We start from the raw sequence: 21,421 nt of genomic DNA on the forward strand, positions 1-21,421 counted from the left end.
TTAATTATTTTTAGTTCATTTTTGTCAACTGCACTTACTGAATATTTATTGATCAATTTCTTACTAAAAAGGTCTTGTTTTTAGATAATTTCCATCACCTTTGGATAAGTAATTTTAGTATTTCCTTAAAATTAACTAAGTTTATTTAAGTAAATTTCCGCTTGAAATTGAATGTTTACACTTTGTACATCCCACCAATACTTCCAATTAATTATGCAAAGAAAGGAGGTGCAAACAATGCCGGTTCGGAAAATTAGGCCAAGTAAAGGTATTAATCGAAGGTGTGTTGTGAACACAAAGATGAACAACGATGCCGTCTATAGTGAATCCCTTTTGGAACGAGACTTCGTTCGGCTCGTGAAATTTGAACGCAAAGTCAGCAAGATCGAGTATCAGCCGCTAAAAATTGAATACGTATGCGGCGGGAAGAACAGAGGCTACACTCCTGATTATCGCTTAGATTCGGAGGATGGAACATGCATAGTGGAAGTTAAGCGAGAAAGCGAAGTAGCCAAGGAAGAGAATCAATACAAATTTACAGCTGCTCAGAAATTGTGTGATTCAAAGGGTTGGCAGTTTAGAGTCTATACGGAACGGGACATAAGACCAGGGTACTTTCAAAAAAATCTTATGAAACTCTTCAGGGTCGAAAATCTGGAACTGCCACAACTTGAGATGAGAATCATTTTAGAACATCTCAGATCATTAGGTTCATGTTCAATACAAGCGTTAATGTCGGATTTTCGAATGATTCCAAATTCGATGTTTATAGCATGTATTTATAAATTGATTCTTCAACAAGAAATTAGTGCGGACCTAATCAATCAACAGCTTTCCCTGAACAGCATTATTTGTTCACCAGGAATACAACCCAAATAACTTAAGGAGGATTCTATGTCGTTATTTAAACATGGCTTGATGTTTATACTCGACGGTAAAGAGTATGTGGTTAAGAAGGTCAATAAAAATGATATTGACTTAGAACTTGTTAACTATAATATTCGGGAGAGTTGGCTACTTGAAGACTTGCTTCAAGCTTGGAATGATGGGAGGTTATTGCTTAAATCAAAAGCAACGGAACATCCTTTTCAGGAGCAAGATCTAGGTACACTGCCTATAGAAAACAAAGCTACTGTCGAAAAGCGATTCGAGATATTGAAACCTTATCTAGAGGGGAAAATTTCTGGGGTCGAGCTCGATAACCATTTAAAACTCCATAATATAAGTCGCTCGACTTTTTATAATTGGCGTAGAAAGTGGTTATGGGCAAAGGATATTCGCTATTTAGTTTCTAATGAAGCCAAGCGTGGGCCAAAAGTAAGAAGAGTAGGCGTGGAAATTAAGGGGTTAGTTGAGCAAATTTTAAAAGATTTTGTGTACTCCGGCCCAAAATTCTCAATGAAAGCCCTTCATAGAGAGCTAAAGAAGCAGATTACTGAGCTTAACGAGCAACGTGCTGCTACAGAAAAATTGAAATTAATTTCCTATGACACTTTTACCCGTGTCTATAAAGAGAACATTGACCTTTACCGCATTTCAAAAGTCATGAATGGTAAAGAAAATGCAGATCTTGAACGCTACGGTAGTATGGGTAAGATTTCTGTCGAAGCAGCGCTTGAAAGGATTGAACTTGATTGGACAAAGCTGGACTTAATACTCGTTGACCCAATAACTGGAAGACGTTTTCGAATTTGGTTAATTGTAGCTATTGACGTTTATACAGGTTCAGCTCTGGGATTCTACCTGACCGAAAAGGTTGATACTTCTGCAATTAAACAATGCTTGCTGCATTGCTTCATGCCCAAGACATACATAAAGAAAATGTATCCTAAGGTCAAGAACGAGTGGCCGGCTTTTGGTATTCCCCAAGAGGTCGTACTTGATAATGCTTCATCAAATGAATCGTACGATCTTCAGGATGCATGCAGAACTTATGGCATTGATGTGCAGTATTGTACAGTAGCATCGGGGCATCAAAAAGGTGTCGTTGAACGCTTCTTTAGAAGTCTTAATCAAGCGATTATTCACTGTTTGCCGGGAACTACTTTCTCGAACGTTCAAGAGAAGGGGCAATACGACTCAGTCGGTGAAGCATGCATTACATTACAGGGTTTGTATTCTATTCTCCATTTAATCATTGTTGATAATATGGTTAATGGATGGAGTTATTCAAGAAATGGTGTTCCCGCTCAACTATGGAAAAAAAGTTTGGAAGAAAATCCTGAATTGGAATTACGGCTTCCAAGTAATAAAAAAGATTTACAAATTGTAATGGGCGGGGGATTAGAGCACCGAAAGGTTTCTAAAACCGGAGTTAAGCTTGCAAAGCTAAATTTTCAAAGCGATGCCTTGATGGATTTAAAATATGAAATGCTGCGTAAAGGCTGTCAAAATGAAGATGTTAGGATTCGTTATGATATGTCGGATATGCGGACGATTTTTATTTGGGATCCATATAAGGAAACTTATATCGAGGCATTTCCAGATTATTTGGTACTTGAATCCCTTGGATTGGATACTAGTTTACCGATACCTTGGGAACAAATTAAGCTGTTCAATCAAGCTCAGCAAGAATTGAAAAATGAGTTTGATGATACACCATATGCTGATGCAGTACGAGCTGCACTAGATATTGCAAATATGGAGAGAAAAGCTATGAATAAGCGTGCTAAAGATGGCAACCATGGTTCATCAACAGGGAATCCGTTCCCAATGATGGTTAATCCTGATGCGGTTCACAGTGTTCATGGTGACGTTATCTCTTCAAGAAATGTAAATACGATCGACAAAAAGGATCCGGGAGCGGGAACTTTGCCGTCAATTGATTTTGTTGATGATGCAAGACAATTAATAGATTTTAAAAAGGAAGGTGAATCAGCATGATGAACATTTTGGAAGACGACGAGAATAGGGATGACGAGTATATGAAAAAGCTCCGGAGTGAACTTGAGTTTCCAGAGGAGTTCGATCAAGTAAAGAAGATTAAACAATCTCTTGACGCCGTCAAAAACATTGTTGTTTACCATGGTAAGTTTAATAATGCCATCAACGAAGTTCGTCGTTGCCATTTAGTGTCAATAGGTTCAAAAAAACCAGAGTTGCTATTTCTGCATGGTGACTATGGTACGGGTAAGTCAACTGTTTTGGGGAAGTATGTTGAAAAATACCCTCGATACGATGAAGGAAATAAGACGATTGTACCAGTACTAATCGTTGAGATTCCAGCAAATGCTAAACCCAAAGATGTTGCTTCAAAGTTTTTATTTGAACTTGGAGATCCTTTCTATAGTAAAGGAACTGAGAAAGTACAAACTTGTAGGGCTATTTCTATGGCAATTAAGTGCAGGGTTCAAATGGTTATTTTTGATGAGCTGCAACATGCACTTGAAACTGAGACACAAAAAGTATTAAGGCAAACCGCAGACTGGATAAAATCTTTTGTAAATGAAGTTAAAGTTCCAGTTATTCTGTGTGGTATGACCGATTCAGAAAAAATATTTAAAGCTAACCCACAACTCGCAAGTAGGTTTAAACGAAAAGTCGAATTAACACCGTTTAAACCAGATAAGCAATTTCAATCCTTTTTGCAAAAAATAGACGAATCACTTCCATTTCAGCGATTAGCGAATCTTAGTGATATTAAGATGGCAATGAAGCTATTTTATGTCTGCAAAGGTACGCCTAGGATCTTACTGAAACTTCTCGAGGAAGCTGTAGGAATTGCTGCACAGCTTAATCAATCAAGACTTTCGGAGTTTGATCTTTTCGAGGCATTCAACCGTCTGGATTTCTCAGACAGGCCTAAAATAATCAACCCTTTTCTGAACGAAGAGTTTGATTTGTTGAAAGCTTTAGATGCGGAAGGAAGGTTTGTAGCAGCTAGTACCGATGAGAGTAAAAAGCCAAAAGGCAAGAAATGACCTGCAAGCAACGTGGTGGCGTGAGAAATATCCCTATAATATTGGGGATATTTCTTTTATTCTAGCAAGCATAGAGGCACTTATTTTATTAGTGATGTATAGCTAGAATACCGACAAAATGCGGAATTACTCTAAGGTGATCATAAACAAAAGCACTGTCAAAAGGCCTTGTGAACAACACATGGAGAATTGTTTTTTTAAATTTAGTGGAAACAGGCACATAGAAGGCCTTAAAGGAAGTGACTAGGATTAGTATTAGTATGCTAAAGCAGTTCATCATAGAAGGCTCTTACTTGAGGATGAAACAAGCAAAAGAGCAACTTAGCCTTTTACGGCAATCTATTCGAGATGAGCAGGATGGGTTAGGCCAGAAATATATGATGTGGAAAGAAGTAGGTGTGATAGGTGAATTCGTTTCGAATAAGACTTATGAATATAATCATTCAGCATTAAATATGCTTCTTTTTGATTTAGGTATACTGCCAGTAGTATCTATGATTGATTGTAATAAATTATCATCTGCAGAAATTCAAATATTAGAAGGGGTTCAGGAGCCGTCCCTCAGCTATGTGCGATTTTCACCAGCTCAGCGTGGAACTCAAACAATGTATAGTAGCTTATCTAATGAGATTCAAGAATTATCACTTGATGAAAAGGTGGTGTTATGGAAGAGGACCTATTTAGCATTTTCTAAACTTCACGATGAATGGGATAAGAAAAGAAAATTTGCAACTAAATGTCATTGGTTGCAAACTTCATTTGAGTTTGAATTTGGAACTCTGACCAAACATGAATTACCAATGTCAATTCGAACAACAAAAGCTTTTAGATTACTCAATTCAGATCGAATTCTCCAATGTGCTAAAGTAGATTATTCTCTAGTGGCTAATTATTTAGTTAAAGGCATACTAACAAAATCGGAACTAAATAACTGTAGAAAAATAACTGAAGTTCAAAGGAAATACATTTTGAAAACTTTTGAAAAGGAGAATAACAGACAAATTTATTTGCAACAGAAGTCAATTACACTCGGGCGGGTTTAAATCCAAAATTAATGGATCTTCTTCAGCAGGGAGGTCGGGCTTTCAAACTGAACGGAACCATGCCCTCTTGCGTAATGTCACCTGACTTTCCTAGCATTTTTTCATTTTGTGGATGCATGAATTGGGAAGTTAAAAGCTCCATTATAACAATGGATTCTAACGAATTCTGTCTCCTGTGGAGATCATTGCTAGACAAGAAACGAAGATTAGACTTCTGGAGGATCAGTTAGAATACGTAATAAAGTCAGGTAGGAACGCATGGAGGCTGTTAGCAAACGGTGAAAACCTAAACCCCAGTGAGTGCTTCAAAATAATTCAAGAGGCTGTTGAGCATGTCTTAGCACGAATGACACGTTACTTCTGTCAATTGCTTGAGTTGTCTCGCTCTGGATTTTACAACTACCTAAACTCTGTAGACAAGCGTCAGGAACGTGTATTGGCGGACGAACAAGCAGGTGCTCTCATTAAGAAAGCTTTTAACCGTAAAGGCTTAAAAAGGGCTCCAGATCTATTAAGATGACGTTGGAGAACGTATATAATACCTGTTACAACCTGAAGCGTATCCGAAGACTCATGAAGAAGTTTGACCTTGTATGTCCTCATCGTAAGCCTAACCCATATCGGTTTATGGCCAAAGCAACACAATAGCACCATACGTTCCCCATTAAGCTGCAGAGGGGAACTCCCAGACATTACGCTGCTTACTGATATAACCTAACTTCCGTTCGGTAAATCACAAACGCTGTATTTGTCGACCATTTTAGGTGCTTCTACAGAGCACTGCTAGCACATAACCTCTCTGAATCTCTCCATCTACCGTTAGCTACAGAAACAATTGATTTATTAGTGAAACAGAGACGCCTAAAGCTTCATAAGGATGCGTTCATTTACTCAGATCAAGGTACTCATTTTACGAGCCCGACCTACCAGAAATTATCGAAAAGCAAAGGCCTTGGGCAGTCAATAGCCGTGGCAACTGCTGGTACAACGCCCCTCAGGAGTCCTTCTTTGGATATTTGACAGATCATGTTAAGAGCCAACATTGTACAACATTTGCCGAAGTGCAAGAGGCAATAAACTGTTACATACGCTATTACAATCATCATCGATATCAGTGGGAAGATACAAAAGGGAGGTTATAATAATTGAAGAAAATATTAGATAGAAACGCTATACCTGAATATGATGAGAGTCTTAAAGGCTTCATCCAAAGAGTTAGTGAAAATAATAACCTTGGTGAAGTGATGTGGATTTACAATTTAGTTAAACTTAAATCCTACAATAAGCCAACTGAAATTCATTACCAAGAAGCTGATCTTTCACTATTGTCAGATCTATTAGGTCTGGAAGTAGAGAAACTCTTATCATTAACATTTATACCTGACTTACAAATGTGCGATCCAATTGTTCGTAATACGATAATTCAATATGGTATTGGAACTTATAAAACTAAAGTTTGTCCACTCTGTATAGAAGAAGGCTGGGTAAGAAAAATGTGGCACATTAATTTGCTTTCAACTTGTCCTAATCACAGTATTAGACTTATTGAAGTGTGTCCAAATTGTAATAAAGATATTTCTCCGTATTTAAATAAAATCAATGTTTGTAAATGTGGTTTTAATTATCAAAACAGTCCTATTATTAAGAGTAGTGATCAAGAGGTTGAGTTCAGTAGATTAATTCATCAAAAGTTATTTATTCAAAGTCCGTTTAAAGTTGATGGAAATAATCCTCTCTTATCGTTAGAGTTCAATCAGATATTATATTTATTTATTTTTATCGGTCATCAAATATCATTTTATTTTCACAAGTTCAGGATAAAATACAATAACTCGAATACAAGGAATCTGCGGAATGAAATTGTTATGAAAACGTACCAAATCTTCACCGATTATCCAAGTAGTTTCCATAAATTCTTAGATGAATTAGCGCTTATATCTAAGCCTTCTAAAAATAAGAGTTATAATGGTATACATTTAGTTTTCGGGAATTTCCACAGGGCATTATTAGAAAAATTTCTATCACCAGAATACCGCTTTTTATTGATACATTATAACGAATATCTAGAACGTAACTTAATTAATGAGCCTCGAAGAACAACAAATGGGAGGCTGAGAATTAAAACAATTGATAATCAAAGCGTCGTATTAAGAAAATTTTTATATCCTGAAAAATATAATAAACAGAAATTGTCCAAAAAATTAAGGATACAAAACCAATGGCTTGTACGTGATGAAATCTGTGGAATTCTCGGAATTGGTGAGGATAAAGCGACCGCTTTGATAAAATCAAATTTAGTAAGTGTAGTTAGAGGTCCGGATATTGATGGTTACAATAAGTGGATAATTAAAGAAAGCAGCGTATATGAGTTACTAAATAAGTTCAGTGAAAAATCAAGACTTCTTGAAAAAGATGATGAAATTGTTCCATTCAATAAAACGGTAGAGATTTTTAGAGGTTCAGCAATGTACTTTCAGGATTTCATAAGCTTGGTGCTTAACTCGAAATTAACTCCTATTAAGTTGGACAACGATATGAGATTAAGTGATTATAGTTTCAATAAAATAGAAGTGTATGCTGCTATCGAAAATGAATATATTTCAATTACGAGAGCTAGCGAATTTATTGATAATAATCTCGTAAAGATTAGATCTTGGGTACAAAAAGGTTTCATTGAATCAAAGAAAAATGGGAGAGGAGAAAATGTAATTACAAAACAAGCAATAGAAGAGTTTAAAAGTAAGTATATTTCTCTTTATGAAATTATGAAGAAATATAATGTAAACTCATCAATATCAATGCTAACGAGAATTATTAATTCTGGTGTTAGTCCAATTAGTGGTCCTTCTATTGATAAAGGGAAGGGGTACTTATTTTTAAGAAATGAAACTGATCTATTAAATTTTGAGATTAAAAAAGTAATTAGCAAATAGGATGAATCAATTAACAGATTACTTTCTACATTTGAAAAGTAGTAGTTTCTTGAATTGGCAATAAATAATCAGTTCTCTGATTATTACTTTTACAACAAAGATTTGCGCGAAGAGTCTAGGTGACTCTTCCATGTTGTTTAAAAAATAGAGAAGTGGGTGGAACTGATGATGAATTTTGAAAAAAGTTAATGAACTGATAGTTCTAGAATTGTTTGAATCATGGAACAATTCAACTGGAGATCTAGGAGGTTTTTCTAACTCACGAAGTATTAAAAGGAAATGTAAGACCAACCAATCAAGTCCTACTGAAAAGAATCCAAATATTCAACCAGTAGATATAGAGCCTGAAGAAAACGAACTTGCGTTTACTATGGAGGATGAAAAAAAACAGTTGAAGGATTATTCAATAAATTGTTCTCTTTGCAAATGGAGAATGAATCAATCCATATTAGGATAATGGATCTCGAATACGAGAATAACCATTTAAAACAGCATGCAATCTTTAAAAACGAGGAAACAAAAGAGTTAGTGGTGATTCTAAATCGTTCTCTTAAACGCGCACATTAAAGAATTTGTATATATCCATGTAATTGACATTGAAGTATAGTTCTACTTCACGTGGACTGCCTGTTGGCAGTCTTTTAAACGTTCTAGGAAAGGTGACTACTATTAAATTCAACATTATAGGCGGAAATCTGGAGAACTTGATATTCAATGAGATTATCCGATGGATTAATAGTTATGATAAGTTCTACAATTCATTATTTTCCTAGCCTATAACCTTTAATAACTTTTTCAGGTGTGGAGTGTAAACAAATTCTCAGGATTCTTTGTAAATAGTTTGTTTATTTGTTTTGTATCTGTTGTATTCATTGCGATTTTGTCAATCGTAAATGGGTACGCGTTAACTAGATTCAAATTTGCCGTAAAAAATCTTTTTATGATAATTATGCTCAGTACGCAGATGCTTTCAGTTATCCTGTTTGTAATGCCTTTGTTTCTCATTTTTAAGAATATGGGATTGATGAATACCCCCTTCGCGATTATATATCGTCTCGCAAGTAGTTTTCAATACTTTGTTAATGAAAGGCATTATTGGAGGCTTACCAAAAGAAATTGATGAAGCGGCTATGGTGGATGGTGGAGGTAGATTCCGTGTTATTTTTACCATCATTACGCCAGTTATCCTCCCCGGGATTGTAGCAACAGCAGCATTTGCATTCATTGGTTGCTGGAATGAATTTGGTTGCGTTTTCTTTCTTGACTTCAACATCGAAGTTTACCATTCCAATTGGCTTATAATACTTAATTGGTCAATACAGCGTTCAATGTGGCTCTCTTGCGGCAGGCAGCATTATTGGATTTATTCCACCAATATTACTTTTCATGTATATTCAACGGTACTTGATCCAAGGTCTAGCCGGGGGATCTGCAAAGGGATAGGTTGATTATTTGGAGGAGAGAGAACATGACAGAAAAGTATCAAAAAGATCTCGATTACCCGGGGTTTCCGATCAAGATGACGGAACATATATAAATCCCATTTTGCCTCCTTGGCGTTGTACCTCTCACTATCCTTGGTTTTCTATCTTATTTCCGCGCTTCCTCGAAGATGCAGACGTATGTAGAATCCGGAAATCTGCAAATTTTAAAGCACAACCAGCTCGCTGTCGAGCAAAATATGAAGACTGTCAAGACCGCCTTGGTAGCGTTCCTCAACAGCACACAAGGCACGGATTTGTATAATATACCGCTTGAGTATAATAAGTATGAACCGTTCAGTCGGCTCGAATCCAGCATACGCCAGCTGCAAATCTATGAGACTGGCGTATTTGATGTGTCGTTGTACAATTTGCAATACCTTTGGCTGTAATCAATGCTGGCATTACCACGTTTGATAATAAAGAAAAGGAACTGCAACCCTATGAGGACTTTCTGAATTCCTCTATGAAGTCCACCTGGATTAAGAATGAGCGTGGGATCCGGTTTGCCCGCTCTATGTAACCAACCCGGCGATGCTCGTCGTAGCGGATATCCCGTACTCTCACCTCAGTAAGTTGTTGCTCCGGGCGAACCCGCTTGCGAAAAAACCAGAGTTGCTATTCATCCATGGAGACTACGGCACGGGTAAGTCAACGGTTTTAACGTCGCTGATAGTACTAAAATACTTTTACTTTGTGGAAGAAGCTTAATACTTTAAACTAAAGTCATTGCGAAAATAAAAAAATACGGATTATCAGGCAGATCAACAGAAAACACGCCTTTTGATTTATTAATTAATATTTGTTGTACCCATATTCCACCTTTGATATCTATCCGAACAGTTCCTTTTCTAGTGAAGGGAATAATTAGGCCTATCTGCTCCCCAAAAACAGGATCACCATAAAATTTAACATCTTGGTATTTATTCCAATTAGAGAATCCCAACTCCTTGTTTACTGAAGTATTATCAATATAATTAATTGTTATTGAATGCTTATAATCCCCCCACGAAGCACACCCTAAAAAATATAAACTTTCAAATCCCTCGTTGCTTGCTCCTACTAATATCGACTGGCCCTCGCAACTAATATGATCAAAATTTACGCAATTTGTCTTTGGAAAGGAAAAAGGAATAGATGATATTAAAATTTCTTCATGATTAGGTAGTAACTCACCAGGGAAACTATTCCCAGAATGATCGAATTGTGCTTTTATTTCTGGATCTAACCAACTTACTCCTTTATTATTAAAATATGTTGATAAATCTATTTTCAAACTCATTACACATCTTCACCTCAACATATTTTTAATAGCAATTGCAGATTTTTGTTCCTGATCAATTATTTTTTCTAACCTCGAAATATGAATATCCTTACTAAAATTATTAGTCAATTGTGCCCTCTTCAATCCATTTCTAAATGCAAACCACGAATTGAGTGTCTCATCAATAATCCTTAGTTCATTTACTTCAATAGTAACACTCTCAATGGAACAGTTTTGTAAATAATACAATAATTCTAGAAACCCATCTCGAACATCTATTATAACTTTTAATGACTTCCACCAAATATCTATAATATTAAGATCATTAAACTCCTTCTTCACAAAATCACTCTTAAATTGAGTCAAGCCTAGTATCCCTGTTTTATAGGGTTTACTGATCTGCTCTTCTACACCTAATACTCTATCGACACATCTTAAAATACCTTTTTGTAATGTGGTATTAAGATCACCATCAAAATGGGGAACTGAAAGTTGAAAACAGAGTTTACTACTTAAACTATATGCTTCATCTATTATTTTAAGATCAACCCATCCTGAGTATTGAGGTACTAAATCAACAATATAAACCTCATTTTTCATCGCATTAAAATCTGTTATTAAAAAAAAATGGGGATTGTCGGCTGTCCGAAATGTTGGATGCCATGGCAAGTATTTACCTTCGCCAGATGTAAAAATATAGCTTTCCTCTTCAACAACTACTTTATTAATAATACTTAATAACTTCTCAGAATTGTAAGATCTTTTTGACATTCCAAGTAAACCTTCCATATTCTGATATAACGGTGTGGTTCTTGATTCGTTTACATCAAATGTTGAAATATCCTCATAGAAAAATCCCCAGCTATCAGTCAATAGCAATTGATATGGAATTTTATGAGCATTAATATACGAACATAACAAATAATCTAGGCAACTCAAAAAATGTTTTCTTGGCTGATAAATGTAAGGCATGTTAAACTCTATTTTAGTCTTCATATGATACTCGCTTTCACAAATGGATTGAATATATTATTAAGGCTTTTTAATTTCATTATAATTTTCAATTTATTAATTGGTAATGTTGTAAATTACGGAATTAGGGCAGTTTTTTCTATATTAATGTGAGATTTTTTCATATATAGTCCGAATCAGAAAGAAAAGAGGTAGTTTATGTAAAAACAAGCCGAAATTTAGAGTTTTCCTGAAGAGAGGAGTAATTTACTTACTGTAGTTTAGAAAGTTATATGTAGCCAAAGGGGCATCTCTTTCCAAGGCTCTTAAGTAAATGTGTAGAATTTTTGCTGAATGGTTTGGATAAAGTTGCAAGATACTTAAAATCCTTGGTGTCAATTAACGTATATACAGCTATCCAATATTAGTTTGTCCTTTGTGTCGTGATGAAGTAAGTATGAAGGAAATTGAATTTTCTAAGTTTTAAGCTTCAAATCGAATGCAGGAACACGACTGATAGTGACGATTTCTTTAAGATAGGCATTCTGATCTTCGGCATACTTGCTTAGAGTTGGTAGCCCTTAGACAGCAACAAGGAGGTAACAAAAATCCTTGTGTGAACAGGCAAAAACCTGGGTTTCCTTTTTGTTTTCCACATTGCACGCGCGTTTTCATCATTGACGACTCTGTCCTGAGGCGTAATCGCAGTAAGAAAGCCGAATTGTTGACCCCCGTATTCCACACCACACGACCGGTCGCTTTACCAAAGGGTTTACCATGTTAACGCTCGGTTGGTCCGATGGATTTAGCTTTGTACCTATCGACTTTGTCATGCTTTCTTCAGCCAAGCTGGCAAACCGGATTTGTTAAATGAAAGAATATCTGTCTAAGTGCAGCCATGGCTATAAACACCGGTTTGAGGCACTCAGCCGTAAATCAGATGCACTAGTGGACCTATTACAACGGGCACTGTCCACTGGATTTACAGCGGATTATGTGCTAATGGATAGTTGGTTTACTCAGGTGCCATTCCTTCGTCAGTTGAATATCGGACTTCCGGTTATTGGCATGGTCAAAGAATTGAAGCTGTGCTGCGGATTGAACGGCAAGCTGATGACTCTGAAAAAGTTGTAAGCAACACTTCCAAAGGGCAAGGCTTTTGAAATTCTAGGTTCTGTCATCGCCGAAATAGCCTGTGGATACTTATTAAGATCGTATTTGTTCAAAACCGCAACAAACGCCGAGAATGGTTGGCCATTATTAGCATCGACTTGACGGTGAGCATGGATGAAATTGTGCGAGTATATGGCATGCGCTGGAGCATCGAGACATTATTCAAATTTACGAATAGCTTTTTTAAACTTGGCACCGAATTCCAGGGCAGTTCCTTTGACATGCTCATCAGCCACACAACAATCGTGTTCAGCCGTTATTTGGTGATGGAATATGAGAGTCGACAGGAAAATGATACGAAGTCGTTAGGTGGTCTGTTTTTCCTTTTAGCCGATGAAGTCAGAGACTTGGATTACCAGACGGCTTTACAACAACTCATGAGGTTATTTATGCAGTTGACTTATGCAAAAATTAAACATTTAAAGAGTCGTCAGTCTTTTGTCAACTACGTTATTGGATCGCTGGCTTACCTTGCTATATCAAGGGGTTATTCGGAGAACTGTGCTGCGAAAGCTGAGTAAGGCTCTATTCTAAATTAGGGTTTCAATAAATCCTTACCGCAGGATCTTACGACATGCTCCACAACGGATATGATTACGACTGGAGGAAAGCATATGCACAGAGCAGGCGGCTCTACAGGCACGCAAAAAGCTACTGAGCTTAGCTTATTGCTCAGGCCAAGCAGAATGTGGGGAAGTCACGGCTTTTCGCTGAGGCAAAGCGAGATTTAGAACGATTAATCGAAGTGTTTGAGCGCTTTGTAGAAATGCTAGGGGAGATGCAGAAGCAAAAAACTAGCCATACTTAGAGAGATTCCGATGGCAAGTCAGCTTCGCTCCATTAAGGGGATTTGCTCCATCTTTGTTGACGTTATTTTGCTGGTGCGGGTGATCTTAGACATTATGATCATGGTCGTCAGTTGTTGCGAAAAGCCGGTCTTAAGCTAGCTGAAAGTACGTAGGAAAGACAGAAGGGACAGATCGTCAAATCGAAACGAGGAGATTCTACCTTACGTAAATATTTGTTTCTCGCTACCCTACAGCCCATTGTGTCAATTCTGTATTTCGAGAGTTCCACAGTATAACGTTAAAGTTAAGCATATGAAGAAGCTGAGATCAGTATTTAAACTGCTGGGAAAAGTAGTTCGAATCTTGATTAGCATTGCCCTAAAAAGGTGAAATATTAACGGCTGAAAAGGCAAGTCACATCATTGTACAAGCTGAATAACTCTATAAATAATACGTAGATTGACTCATAAAGAATGTATGGAGAACTGAGTTCATGCCTGAATAGGGCTTTGAACCATCCGCTAAACGTAATCAGTCTCCACACCTTGGATAACGATGGAATATTTAGTAGAGTCATGGGATGGTAAACTTCCAGGTATTCGTGGAATATGCGTGCAGTAGAGTGAATTTTAGGGGAATGGATTTTACAGCTCCTCTATTCCCGTACCCTTAAAACTTAAGGGTTTTATCCATGGACTTTGTTTTCTAGTCGTTATTTTTAAGGAGATGAAATCCTTCGAATGAGTGAGAATACGTTAGTTAAACCAATAAAACAGGGGGACGTTCCTGTTTGGTAATATCCCCTTTAAGTAGTCACTCAGAAAAAACCTTATGGTACCATAAGGAGATGAGTGCAACTTGGAGGGGATTTTTTATGGCTAAAAAAGGTCAAACATTTAATCAGTATACAGAGGTATTTAAGTTAGCTGCCGTTCAGGAATATTTGAAGGGATCAGCCAGCTATAAAATGGTAGCTGAAAAGTTAGACATTAGAAACTGTACGCAATTAAAGGTATGGGTGAAGAAATGGCTAAACGGAGAGGTTTTTGACGTAAGATCAGTGAAGACAATCACACCTCTTACAGGACGCCACGTAAGACCTTTAGTACGGTAGAAGAACGGGATTATCTGAAAGCGCAGGTGAATTAATTAAAAAAGCGGTATCCAAATCTATTAAAGGAGAAGCACTCAGTCAGCGAGATAACTATGAAATAGTCGAGGAGTTACGACTTTTGCACGGCATTACACGTTTGCTAGCTATTGCAGGGATACCTGGAGCTAGCTATTACAAATGGCGAACCACACAGCCTCAACGTGCCACTAAGCGCGACTTTAATCATGGATTGAAGAGCACATGATGGCTATCCATTTTGCACATCCCTACTAGGGTTATAAGCGTATGGTGACTGAGTTAGGAGAGATCGGTCACCTTGTCATTCACAAGAAAGCATGGCTGCTGATGGAGGATCTAGATATCCAGTCTGTTATTTGTAGGAAGAGAAAAGTGTCCAACTACACTCCCTCCGTTGTGTATCCGAATCGCTTAAAACGTAAATTCCATGCCACTGCACCACAGCAGAAAATGGTCACGGATATTACCTATATTTCCGATCGAACGAACTTTCATTATCTTTCCGTTATTCAAGATTTATTAACAACGAGATTGTCGCTTGGCAATTATCTGCAAGAAATGATGTGCAGCTCGTGCTAGACACCAAACAGTGGACAAGAAAAAGAGACATAGCGGAAGCTGTGCTCCATTCGGATCAAGGCTTCCAATATACGTCTCAGGCGTACAACACACGATTAGAAGCATTCGGCGTTAAAGGCAGCCACTCTCGCAAAGCGACCTGCCTAGATAACGCATGCATCGAATCCTTTTTCCCGCATCTCAAGTCAGAGAAGTTGTATCTCCAACAGTGTAAATCAGGAAGTGAAATACATCAAGCCGTGGAAGATTATATTTACTTTTATAACTACCAACGGTTTTAGGGATAAACTGAAAAAGCGCGCGCCGATTGAGTATCGGTGCGCACTAGCAGCATAGCTTTTTTCATCTGTCTACTTGACAGGGGTATGACCAGTTAAGGCTAAGATATGGCCTTTGTTAAAAAGGAGCGCTTCTGTATGATCGGTTTGTGCACGAGTTAGTAACCCATCAAACAGAGGCGCTCTTCTATGAAGTTTATACCAAATTATACTAACCTGAAAACATTACGTCCTGCTACACTAACATCATGTCTTTAGTTTCGAGTATTTTTATTAAGTTAGTAAACAAGATTTCATCATGATATTTCATCACATTAACTCCATTGATAATTTTGTTAATTTCATCATAATTTTTTGAAAAATAACTTTTTAGAAGCATATTTCGAAATATCAAAGTAGTTTTTACTGATTCTTCGCTATGTTGATTAATTGAGATATATTCAGCAACGGATATAATTCTAGCTTCTAGTAAATATTTCAACCTTAAATTCATTAATCTTTTATGTTCATACATGAAATGAATTGACCTATGATCAATATGGATTTTGCATTCTTTTATCAAATTCAGATGTTCTATTATCTTATCATAAATGCTAATCCCATAAATATATTTATTGTAGCTAGAATAGTTAAGATCTACATATGAGTTTAAATAATCTTTCATTGAAGTAATAATATTATTTAATTTTAAGGGGCAGGTAGCCTTTTCATTAAGTGATATTAACAACACGTAATCTCTAAAGTTATTAGAGATATTATAATCAAATGAGTGAGAGATCTCATCGTAAGGAATCTTTTTAGTGTCGAACTTTCCAGAGTAAAACTCTGTTAAGTACATCTCTTTACTTGTATTATCGTATCCAGATACAAGTCCCATATGATAATTATCTTTTGTTTGATCTCTCTTAAAAGTACCGATGTATCTTTGATTTAATGATAAATAACAGTATTGTCCGTCTTCAATACAATATTCTAAATACTCTAAAATATCTGAAAAACGATTTTTTATGAAACTTTTAGATATTCTTTGCCAGTTAATAAGTGGACAATCAAAAAAACAATTCTTCCAGAAATAGAAATTCACAACAAAATTATGATCGATTAACTTGGGACACTGTATCTGAATAAAATTATTAAAAGTCCATTTTATACTCCCAGTATTGTTACCTGATAGAATTGAAAGAAGATATGTAGTATCAGGATATGTTTTTACTATAGGATTGTTTAAAAACAAAGTTTTTCCCATGAACTGGACCCCCGGAAATAAATCAAAAAAGGATAAGTATTTTATATATTACAAGCACACATAATCAAATTAAACATCTTGGTTCTGGTTAATTCTACAATTTACTACCTACTAAACTTTTACTGTCGTTTAAAATATTTGTTTTGACTTACTGTTTTTAATGAATTGTGAATATTAACACAATTTAATCATATTTCAAATTTCCACTTTTTACAATATTAAATATTTTTATCGAAATATGTGCTAGTTGACATATGTATTCTTCGATCGAAAATATTGTAGGAGTGATTATTCTTGCGGATACTTACTCACTAAACAATTAGTTTAATTAAAAAGGTTCTTCACCGAAGCCCCGGCTCAGAGTTGATTTTCCCTATTATTATGACCTCAGAAGCAAGCTTGTTACTGTATAAGAATTCGATCATAGAATGTGTATTTGAGGCAGTAAAGCAACTTCTAGTTGTCGACGATCCATTTTACAATCGAGATCATCCAATACTGAGAAACTGTATATTTAGTAGTTTTCTTTAGAATTAGATATTTTCTTTTGTATATCTACATCATAATATTAAGATATTGCTTGAATAGTATGTTGAGCAAGCAATTATCCTAGAAGGATATTTTTAATACTACTTGGTAACTTTTTGAATTTACTAATAGAAAAAAATCAATTTAAAAGACCATAATAAAACCTATGTTTAAAAAAGTATGTGCGATTAATGAGGTTATATCTTTTGATGAGGGTTTCTGTGATGCAGGGACTTGTAATTCCTTATTCATCGAGGCAATAAATCTTAATGCTTTGCCGATGAAGCTACTGTTAATTAACATAATATAGCTTTAGCTTCATGTGGTTTTAAAGTAACTCAACTAATCGTATTAAAATGAAAAAAGGATGTCCGAGCTTACTTTATTTAGGAGCAATGTATAACATTAATTTTGACGGTCTATACTGTTAAGTTAACTGGCTTGAGACAGTGACTTAGGGCCAGCTTCGATATAGGTTTATTTGGTTTTCAGAATATGGTAACTGATGACTGACTGATATTTTTCGAGCCATGGCAATGCACGTTTTCTTCTTGCCTCAACTTGAAGCGATTTTCAAAAGCTTTGTTGAAAGTCCTTTGTTTACAGAGCGATTGCCCATACCGCTTCACCTAATGCAACATTTGTGTGTGTATTGCCCTTTATACTCTTTATACTTTTTTAATATCACTTTCATGGTTACCAGGTGCAACGTTTGAGCATGATGATAGATGGTCTGCGAATGGAAATTGATTCATGTCTACACTCATCTCGGCAATGAGCACCGCAACAGTCGCTACGCTGACACCAGGATGGTTTGTTGCAGTTCTTTCTCCATTCGGTTAGGCTCAAATGATCATGATCTTCACTTCCAAGCCAGCTATCAATTTCTCTAAGATTCCAATATGCTCTCAGTAGTCAACGGATCAGCTTTATTTGTAGTGGAGTCATCGTAGGGAGTCGGCAACTTGAGTTTTCACGTTTTCATCAACATCGTTGCAGCCACATTTGCCTGCGCAACCAGACGCTCAAGCTAATGAAAAAATCGTGGGATTATTTCAAATGATTAATGGGAGAATATATATGAACCTACTAGATCAAAAAATAAATAACTTGAAAATGTATCGCAATTATTTAAAAAATAGAAAAACATTACTAATAGTTGTACATGACAAATATATTGAAATTACATTTCAAATTCTAACAAATTTATGTAAAGGACGTATCTTAATATTAGAGGTTTATAATTGTAAAGAAGTATATGAATATTATAAAAGAAGTACAACTATTCACTTCGTTAATAGCTCCAGTTCTGTAAGTAAGCTTAGTGAATTGATAATAACTAAAAAATACGAAAACAGTGATATGATTGATGATAATTATAATTATAGATTCGCTTTCTTAGTTGATGCAAGCGAAGGTTATCAACGCTTTTCATACTTAATTGGTCAAGAATTGCCTAAGGATTATGAATGTAGCGATTATGCATATATTGGAAATTCAAAAAAAGAATATCTTATTTTTGGGAAAAATAAAAGAAATATCCATAGTAAAAAGGTTGCAATTTTGACTGGCATGATTGGTGGTTATGGTGATATTATTTGCAGCTTACCAATTTTACAATATTTTATTGATTCGATCGAATATCCTGTGGATGTCTTATGTTCCACGCAGAGTGTATACGATATTTATTCCAATTTTATTCACAGAGCGGAATGTAAGCTTATTGAAATTAATGATAGTATTTTTGATTTTCTAGATTTGAGATATAACAAGCAGGGGCAATATATATATTATTACAGCTACTATTATTTATTTTCTATAAATAATAGTTTTACTCAAAATAATATTCATTTTGCTGAATTAATTCATTATACCTATAATTTAGATAAGAGCATTAATGATATATTAAGTAGCTATAAATTAGCACCAAATCATAATACTGATAAGAAATATCTAACAAATTTAGTTGATAGTTTAAAAAAAGAATACAGGTATGTTATTTCTATTCAATTTTTTACAAGTACTGAAATTTTTAAAAACTGGCCTGAAGCATATGCTTTAAGATTTATTGAATTATGCAAAGCAAATGGAATAGCAATAATAAATGTAGCGCCTTGCATGTATAAATATGAAAATATTATTGACATATCGTTAAATACCTTTTACGACATATATCATGTTATATCAAAAGTTGATTTACACGTAGGTATTGATAGTTCTTTTGGACATATGGCGGCAATGTCGATGACTAAAAGTTTAACTATTTGGTGTGGGCATGGTCCATTGTGGTATCCAGTTAATGATGGAGTTTTTCAATTAAGTTATAGAGCTTTGCGGTTGAATTATTCCGTATATGATGAAGGCGAAAACAAAGAAAAAATAACTCCTGAAATTATTTATTCAATAATGTGTAATATACTGGATGAAAAAATTGAATTGAAAAATGATTTTATAAGTTACGACGACTCTGTTAATGGAGTTAATTGTTATATTACTACTAATTAACTCTGTGAGGGGAAGTGTGGTTGCTGTGAATAATTCATACGATAAAAAAAATATAAAAATATTGGTCATAGGGGATTATTGTCTTGATAAGTATTACTATATAGATGCTGAGTTGGATCAGGTAGCCGATTATGCAATAAAACCATCATATTTCGCAACTAATCAGTCACAATATCCCGGCGGAGCAGGCAATGTGACAAAAAATTTAGTATCACTAGGTGCGGATGTTTATTGTTTTGGCATAATAGGTAATGATGGAGCAGCTTTTGAATTAAAGAATAGCCTAACCGTTGTAGGCGCGAATGTAGATAATTTATTCGCTTTCGAGAATTGTTGGACTAATATTTATTTACGCCCTATTAGAATGTCTAATTTAACTAGAGACACTATGAACGAAATAGTATGTATAAACAAATATACAATAAATCAAAATATGACTAAATTAATTATTGATAAGCTTAAAGAAATAGCACCTCAGATGGATGCCATAGTAGTAGTAGAACAATTTAATAAAGAAGAGGTAAGTGTACTTAATAGTGCTGTAAAACAGGTATTAATAAATATTTCTAAAATATATAACGACAAAATATTTTTTGTTGATTCGAGAAATTTCATTGATAAATATGAAAATATGCATATTAAATGTAACCAGTTTGAATTTGCTCAATTAATTAATAAGAAAAATTTTCCATTATCTAAAACAAAGGAATTACTTAAAAATGGGGTAAAGTTAGGTATAAAAAACAAGGCTTTTTATCTAACTACAGGTGAAAATGGGATGATTGTATTTGATAATTTAGGAAATAGTTTTAATATCCCAGCGATAAGCACTATAGATGATGTGGATACTTGTGGGGCAGGCGATTCTGCTACTGCCGGTATAGTTATGGCTCTTTGTTTAGGTTACGATAAATTGCAGGCATCTTTAATAGGAAATATTGTTGCATCTATTACAATTAAACAAATCGGAGTTACAGGTGAAGCTACGTTTGATGAGGTATTCAGTTTATATGATGAAAAAATGAAGCAGGTGGGCTATGCAAAAGATACATATGCTTAGCGAAATTAAAAAAGAGCTTTGTAGTTCAGAGGATAGTAGTCGTAGAGTAGTTGCATGTTGTGGTTGTTTCGACATATTTCATATAGGACATTTGGAATATTTAAGAGGTGCAAAAGAATTGGGTGATGTGCTTGTTGTTGGAGTTAATTCTGATGAATCCTATAGTAGGTTAAAAAAGTCTAACCCAATATTTTGTGTTAAAGATAGAATGTCTATTCTGGAAGCAATGATATATGTTGACTACGTCTTTTCATTTGATGAAGATACATTCAACTTTTCTTTAAAACATTTGGTGCCTACAATATTCGCTGTAGGGGTCGATAAGAGAAATTTAATTATGTGTGAAGAGGAAGTCTGTAAAAATTTGAATATTAATTTTACTTATATTGGCGAAAGTAAGCGTTCATCCTCTTCCGTTATCAAAGAAATATATAAGGACTGATATAATATAGAAATCACAAAAAATATTAAAAATCGTGGCATTATGATAAAAAATAAACTGCAATGGCGTTTTTCTAAACTACTTTTGTGATTTTGCAA

At 35.3% G+C, this 21,421-nt stretch carries 18 protein-coding genes and 2 pseudogenes; 16 read left to right on the forward strand and 4 right to left on the reverse strand.

All coding sequences use genetic code 11. From position 1 onward, the window contains the following. Window positions 1-288 precede the first annotated feature (288 nt). The 9 genes from GC096_RS04085 (at window position 289) to GC096_RS04120 (ending at window position 9,769) form a co-directional block, all read left to right on the forward strand. On the forward strand, window positions 289-879 hold the full coding sequence (locus tag GC096_RS04085; protein WP_171629029.1) for a TnsA endonuclease N-terminal domain-containing protein: 591 nt from the start codon (window positions 289-291) through the stop codon (window positions 877-879). A 15-nt stretch (window positions 880-894) separates the two neighbouring features. Continuing rightward, window positions 895-2,883 carry a TnsB C-terminal domain-containing protein gene (locus GC096_RS04090; protein WP_171629030.1) on the forward strand — a complete coding sequence of 663 codons (1,989 nt, stop codon included), beginning with the start codon at window positions 895-897 and terminating at the stop codon, window positions 2,881-2,883. After that, the gene (locus GC096_RS04095; RefSeq protein WP_171629031.1) at window positions 2,880-3,920 is read left to right on the forward strand and encodes a TniB family NTP-binding protein; all 1,041 of its coding nucleotides are present in this window, start codon (window positions 2,880-2,882) and stop codon (window positions 3,918-3,920) included. The genes GC096_RS04090 and GC096_RS04095 overlap by 4 nt, the downstream gene beginning before the upstream one ends. Before the next feature lie 299 nt (window positions 3,921-4,219). Beyond that, window positions 4,220-4,963, forward strand: a complete 744-nt coding sequence (locus tag GC096_RS04100) for a hypothetical protein (protein ID WP_171629032.1) — start codon at window positions 4,220-4,222, stop codon at window positions 4,961-4,963. A 516-nt stretch (window positions 4,964-5,479) separates the two neighbouring features. Then, window positions 5,480-5,611: a transposase gene (locus GC096_RS38580; RefSeq protein ID WP_246302556.1), complete on the forward strand. Its 132-nt coding sequence runs from the start codon at window positions 5,480-5,482 to the stop codon at window positions 5,609-5,611. A gap of 287 nt (window positions 5,612-5,898) precedes the next feature. Next, window positions 5,899-6,105 carry an IS3 family transposase gene (locus GC096_RS39285; protein WP_312886182.1) on the forward strand — a complete coding sequence of 69 codons (207 nt, stop codon included), beginning with the start codon at window positions 5,899-5,901 and terminating at the stop codon, window positions 6,103-6,105. Between the two features lie 3 nt (window positions 6,106-6,108). Further along, window positions 6,109-7,896 (forward strand): TniQ family protein, encoded by a 1,788-nt coding sequence (locus GC096_RS04110; protein WP_171629033.1) that lies wholly within the window; start codon window positions 6,109-6,111, stop codon window positions 7,894-7,896. 1,049 nt (window positions 7,897-8,945) lie between these two features. Continuing rightward, window positions 8,946-9,344, forward strand: coding sequence for an ABC transporter permease subunit (locus tag GC096_RS04115; protein ID WP_312886183.1), 399 nt, complete (start codon window positions 8,946-8,948; stop codon window positions 9,342-9,344). 233 nt (window positions 9,345-9,577) lie between these two features. Continuing rightward, on the forward strand, window positions 9,578-9,769 hold the full coding sequence (locus GC096_RS04120) for a hypothetical protein (RefSeq protein WP_171629035.1): 192 nt from the start codon (window positions 9,578-9,580) through the stop codon (window positions 9,767-9,769). Window positions 9,770-10,092: 323 nt separating this feature from the next. On the opposite strand, the gene GC096_RS04125 is transcribed toward GC096_RS04120, so the two are convergent. Both GC096_RS04125 and GC096_RS04130 read right to left on the reverse strand, forming a co-directional pair. Next, entirely contained in the window at window positions 10,093-10,659 is a 567-nt protein-coding gene (locus tag GC096_RS04125) for a beta-sandwich domain-containing protein (protein WP_171629036.1), read from the reverse strand. 9 nt (window positions 10,660-10,668) lie between these two features. After that, window positions 10,669-11,637, reverse strand: coding sequence for a hypothetical protein (locus GC096_RS04130; RefSeq protein ID WP_171629037.1), 969 nt, complete (start codon window positions 11,635-11,637; stop codon window positions 10,669-10,671). Between the two features lie 607 nt (window positions 11,638-12,244). Here GC096_RS04130 and GC096_RS39645 point away from each other — a divergent pair. From GC096_RS39645 to GC096_RS39290, 4 genes and pseudogenes are all read left to right on the forward strand, one after another. Next, window positions 12,245-13,282: pseudogene (locus tag GC096_RS39645) on the forward strand (IS4 family transposase); the annotation flags it as partial. Between the two features lie 1,145 nt (window positions 13,283-14,427). Continuing rightward, window positions 14,428-14,667 carry a transposase gene (locus GC096_RS04145; RefSeq protein WP_246302557.1) on the forward strand — a complete coding sequence of 80 codons (240 nt, stop codon included), beginning with the start codon at window positions 14,428-14,430 and terminating at the stop codon, window positions 14,665-14,667. Between the two features lie 285 nt (window positions 14,668-14,952). Beyond that, entirely contained in the window at window positions 14,953-15,264 is a 312-nt protein-coding gene (locus tag GC096_RS04150) for a hypothetical protein (protein ID WP_171629040.1), read from the forward strand. After that, on the forward strand, window positions 15,258-15,545 hold the full coding sequence (locus tag GC096_RS39290) for an IS3 family transposase (RefSeq protein ID WP_312886180.1): 288 nt from the start codon (window positions 15,258-15,260) through the stop codon (window positions 15,543-15,545). The genes GC096_RS04150 and GC096_RS39290 overlap by 7 nt, the downstream gene beginning before the upstream one ends. A gap of 232 nt (window positions 15,546-15,777) precedes the next feature. On the opposite strand, the gene GC096_RS04160 is transcribed toward GC096_RS39290, so the two are convergent. Together GC096_RS04160 and GC096_RS39480 are read right to left on the reverse strand one after the other, a co-directional pair. After that, entirely contained in the window at window positions 15,778-16,788 is a 1,011-nt protein-coding gene (locus GC096_RS04160) for a hypothetical protein (protein WP_171629042.1), read from the reverse strand. 1,196 nt (window positions 16,789-17,984) lie between these two features. Continuing rightward, a pseudogene (locus GC096_RS39480) lies at window positions 17,985-18,122 on the reverse strand (transposase); the annotation flags it as partial. A 274-nt stretch (window positions 18,123-18,396) separates the two neighbouring features. Here GC096_RS39480 and GC096_RS04170 point away from each other — a divergent pair. The 3 genes from GC096_RS04170 to GC096_RS04180 are packed head-to-tail and all read left to right on the forward strand — an operon-like array spanning window position 18,397 to window position 21,323. After that, a complete protein-coding gene (locus GC096_RS04170) occupies window positions 18,397-19,821 on the forward strand; it encodes a glycosyltransferase family protein (RefSeq protein ID WP_171629044.1) in 1,425 nt (474 codons plus the stop codon). A 16-nt stretch (window positions 19,822-19,837) separates the two neighbouring features. Continuing rightward, window positions 19,838-20,881, forward strand: a complete 1,044-nt coding sequence (locus GC096_RS04175; RefSeq protein WP_171629045.1) for a bifunctional heptose 7-phosphate kinase/heptose 1-phosphate adenyltransferase — start codon at window positions 19,838-19,840, stop codon at window positions 20,879-20,881. Then, on the forward strand, window positions 20,859-21,323 hold the full coding sequence (locus GC096_RS04180) for an adenylyltransferase/cytidyltransferase family protein (protein ID WP_171629046.1): 465 nt from the start codon (window positions 20,859-20,861) through the stop codon (window positions 21,321-21,323). The genes GC096_RS04175 and GC096_RS04180 overlap by 23 nt, the downstream gene beginning before the upstream one ends. The last annotated feature ends 98 nt before the right edge of the window (window positions 21,324-21,421 follow it).

It is taken from the genome of Paenibacillus plantarum (genome assembly GCF_013141695.1).
In the GTDB taxonomy this organism is placed as follows: Bacteria; Bacillota; Bacilli; order Paenibacillales; family NBRC-103111; genus Paenibacillus_E; species Paenibacillus_E plantarum.

What these genes read in the sequence shown, in the direction of transcription:
- GC096_RS04090 (WP_171629030.1), top strand. Translation starts at nt 895, where the DNA reads ATGTCGTTATTTAAACATGGCTTGATGTTTATACTCGACGGTAAAGAG.
- GC096_RS04095 (WP_171629031.1), top strand. Translation starts at nt 2,880, where the DNA reads ATGATGAACATTTTGGAAGACGACGAGAATAGGGATGACGAGTATATG.
- GC096_RS04100 (WP_171629032.1), top strand. Translation starts at nt 4,220, where the DNA reads ATGAAACAAGCAAAAGAGCAACTTAGCCTTTTACGGCAATCTATTCGA.
- GC096_RS38580 (WP_246302556.1), top strand. Translation starts at nt 5,480, where the DNA reads ATGACGTTGGAGAACGTATATAATACCTGTTACAACCTGAAGCGTATC.
- GC096_RS04120 (WP_171629035.1), top strand. Translation starts at nt 9,578, where the DNA reads ATGAAGACTGTCAAGACCGCCTTGGTAGCGTTCCTCAACAGCACACAA.
- GC096_RS04125 (WP_171629036.1), bottom strand. Translation starts at nt 10,659, where the DNA reads ATGAGTTTGAAAATAGATTTATCAACATATTTTAATAATAAAGGAGTA.
- GC096_RS04130 (WP_171629037.1), bottom strand. Translation starts at nt 11,637, where the DNA reads ATGAAGACTAAAATAGAGTTTAACATGCCTTACATTTATCAGCCAAGA.
- GC096_RS04145 (WP_246302557.1), top strand. Translation starts at nt 14,428, where the DNA reads ATGGCTAAAAAAGGTCAAACATTTAATCAGTATACAGAGGTATTTAAG.
- GC096_RS04150 (WP_171629040.1), top strand. Translation starts at nt 14,953, where the DNA reads ATGGTGACTGAGTTAGGAGAGATCGGTCACCTTGTCATTCACAAGAAA.
- GC096_RS04160 (WP_171629042.1), bottom strand. Translation starts at nt 16,788, where the DNA reads ATGGGAAAAACTTTGTTTTTAAACAATCCTATAGTAAAAACATATCCT.
- GC096_RS04170 (WP_171629044.1), top strand. Translation starts at nt 18,397, where the DNA reads ATGAACCTACTAGATCAAAAAATAAATAACTTGAAAATGTATCGCAAT.
- GC096_RS04180 (WP_171629046.1), top strand. Translation starts at nt 20,859, where the DNA reads ATGCAAAAGATACATATGCTTAGCGAAATTAAAAAAGAGCTTTGTAGT.